2 protein-coding genes are annotated in these 2924 nt (G+C 69.8%); one reads left to right on the forward strand and one right to left on the reverse strand.

Annotated elements, in window-relative coordinates; all coding sequences use genetic code 11:
* Positions 1-24 precede the first annotated feature (24 nt).
* Positions 25-1611 carry an amidohydrolase family protein gene (locus ABDV68_RS18735; protein ID WP_343521606.1) on the forward strand — a complete coding sequence of 529 codons (1587 nt, stop codon included), beginning with the start codon at positions 25-27 and terminating at the stop codon, positions 1609-1611.
* 5 nt (positions 1612-1616) lie between these two features.
* Here ABDV68_RS18735 and ABDV68_RS18740 read toward each other — a convergent pair.
* Positions 1617-2924 (reverse strand): sigma-54 dependent transcriptional regulator (locus ABDV68_RS18740; protein WP_343521607.1); only part of this gene is annotated, 1308 nt, incomplete at its 5' end.

Raw genomic sequence — 2924 nt, forward strand, 5'->3', positions numbered from 1 at the left:
CCATAGACGAAGAGGAGCGACGCGATGCGCACGATCATGCTTCTGGCCGCCACGGCGATGCTGACTGGAGGCGCCGCGTCCGCACCCCAGACGATCGTGATAGCCGGCGGGACGATCTACGACGGCAGCGCGACTGGCCCGGTCACCGGCGACGTCGTGGTGGTCGGGGACCGGGTCGTCGCGGTCGGCCCCGGCGTCGCCGGCAAATACCCGAGCGCGCGAGTGATCGATGCGAAGGGCCTGGTCGTCGCCCCCGGCTTCATCGATCCGCACACCCATTCGGACGCACTGATCCTCGGCAAGACACCCGCGGAGCGGCTGGTGACGCCATGGCTGATGCAGGGTGTGACCACGATCTTCACCGGCATCGACGGCTATGGCCAGGGCTCGGGGACGGTCAAGGAACTGCTCGACCACGTGGATACCAATAGCGTCGGCCCGAATGTCGCGGCTTTGGTCGGCTTCGGTGCGGTGCGGGTGAAGGTGCTCGGGAACGACGACCGCGCGCCCACGTCCGCCGAACTCGAACGGATGAGGGCGCTGACCGCGCACGGCATGTGCGAGGGCGCGTTCGGCCTTTCGACTGGCCTGTTCTACGCGCCGCAGAGCTTCGCCAAGACCGATGAGGTGATCGCGGTCGCGCGCGAGGCGGCCAGGCGCGGCGGCATCTACGACACCCACCAGCGCGACGAATCCTCCTATTCGATCGGGCTGATCAACTCGGTCAAGGAAGCGATCGAGATCGGGCGGCAGGCAGGGATGCCGGTGCATTTCGCGCACATCAAGGCGCTCGGCGCCGACGTCCACGGCAAGGCGAACGAGATCGTCGCGGCGATCGAGGCGGCGCGCGCCAGCGGCGTGAACGTCACCGCCGACCAATATCCCTATGAGGCCTCGGGCTCGAGCCTGGTCGCCTCGCTGGTGCCGCGCTGGGCGCAGGACGGCGGTGCCGCCGCATTGGTCAAGCGCATCGAAACCCCGGCCGACCGCGCACGCATCGTCGCCGAGATGCAGGCCAACCTTGTCCGCCGCGGCGGCGCGAATGCGGTGCTGCTGCGCGGCGACGGCAAGCCCTGGGGCGGCAAACGCCTCGATGTCGTCGCGGCGGAATGGAAGGTCGATCCGGTCGAGGCGGCGCTGCGCATCATCCTCGCCAATCAGGGCGGCGGATCGCCGATCGTCTCGTTCAACATGATCGAGCCCGACATCAAGCTGCTGATGCGCCAGCCCTGGGTGATGACCGGCTCCGACGGTTCGGCCGGCCACCCGCGCATGTACGGCACCTTCCCGACCAAATATGCCAAGTACGTGGTCGCCGAGAAGACGATCGATCTCGCGACCTTCATCCATTCGAGCACGGGTCGCACCGCCGATTTCTACAAGCTCGACCGCCGCGGGCACCTCAAGCCCGGCTATTTCGCCGACATCGTGGTGTTCGATCCGGCCGCCTATCGCCCCCAAGCGACCTATCTCGAGCCGACGCGATTCAGCGAGGGCGTGCGCACCCTGCTGGTCAACGGCATCGCCGTGATCGAGGGCGGCAAGCTCACCGGCGAGGCCGGCGGCAAGGCGCTGCGCCACCGTGCTCCGGCGGGAACCTGCCCGGGCTGAACCGCTCAGCGCCGCCGGGCGCGATAGTCGGACGGCACGATCCCAGCGCGGTTCATCTTGTCGTAGAGCGTCTTGCGCGGTACGCGCAGCAGCTCGATCGCGCGGGTAACGCTGCCGTTGGCGATCTGCAGCGCCTCGCGCACCAGCGCCTCCTCATAGGCGCGCATGCGCTCGGCGAGGCCGAGCGCGGGCACCTCCCCCGCGGCCGGATCGGCGAGGTCGAGCACTGCGCTGAACGCGAAGTTGCGCAGCTCACGGACATTACCCGGCCAGTCATGCTCGATCAGCCGCCGGCGCACCGCGTCGGTCATGCGGAACTCGGCCTGCCCGGTCTGCGCGCTCGCCTCGCGCACGAAGGCGGCGAACAGCGGCGCGATGTCCGCGCGCCGCTCGCGCAAGGGCGGAAGCGACAGCCGCACCACGTTCAAGCGGAAGAACAGGTCGCGGCGGAACGCGCCCGCCTCGATCAGCGCCTCCAGCCCAGGCTTGACCGATGCGATCACGCGCAGGTCGAGCGGTATCGGCCGCGCCTCCCCGATCGGCAGCACCTCGCGCTCCTCGATCACGCGCAGCAGCCGCGACTGCACGCCGAGCGGCATGCCGTCGATATCGTCGAGGAACAGCGTGCCCCGGTCCGACGCCTCGATCCGTCCGGTGCGCGCGAAGCGGGCGCCGGGCACGGCGTCGGCGGCATGACCGAACAGCTCGATCTCGGCATGCGCCTCCGGCAGCGCCGCGCAGTTGACCGCGACGAAGGGGCGCGCGCTGCGCGGCGAGCCGCGGTGGAGCATCGCCGCGACCAACTCCTTGCCGGTGCCGGTCTCGCCCTCGATCAGCACGTCGATATCGGCGCGTGCGACCTGCGCGATCGTCTCGCGCAGCCGCGCCATCGCCGGGGTGTCGCCGATCAGCGGGCTCTCGTCGCGCGCCGCCGCGTCCGCGCGCAGCCGGCGATTGTCGAGCACCAGCGCGCGCGCCGCCAACGCCTTGGCGGCGGAGGCGGCGAGGTGTCCCGCGGCGAAGGGCTTGGCGAGGAAGTCGAACGCCCCGTCCTGCAGCGCGCGCACCGCCATCGGCACGTCGCCATGGCCGGTGATCAGGATCACCGGAATCTCGGGATCGATCGCGCGGATCCGCTCGAAGAATTGCAGTCCGTCCATCCCCGGCATGCGGATGTCGGTGATCACTGCGCCCCCAAAGTCCGGTTTGATCGCGCCCAGTGCCGCTTGCGCTCCGGGAAAGGGTTGCACCGCAAGCCCGGCGAGTTCGAGCGTCTGGACGTTGGCCTCGCGCATCGCAGCGTCGTCGTCGAC

The organism is Sphingomonas sp. (assembly GCF_039595165.1).
Taxonomy (GTDB): domain Bacteria; phylum Pseudomonadota; class Alphaproteobacteria; order Sphingomonadales; family Sphingomonadaceae; genus Sphingomonas.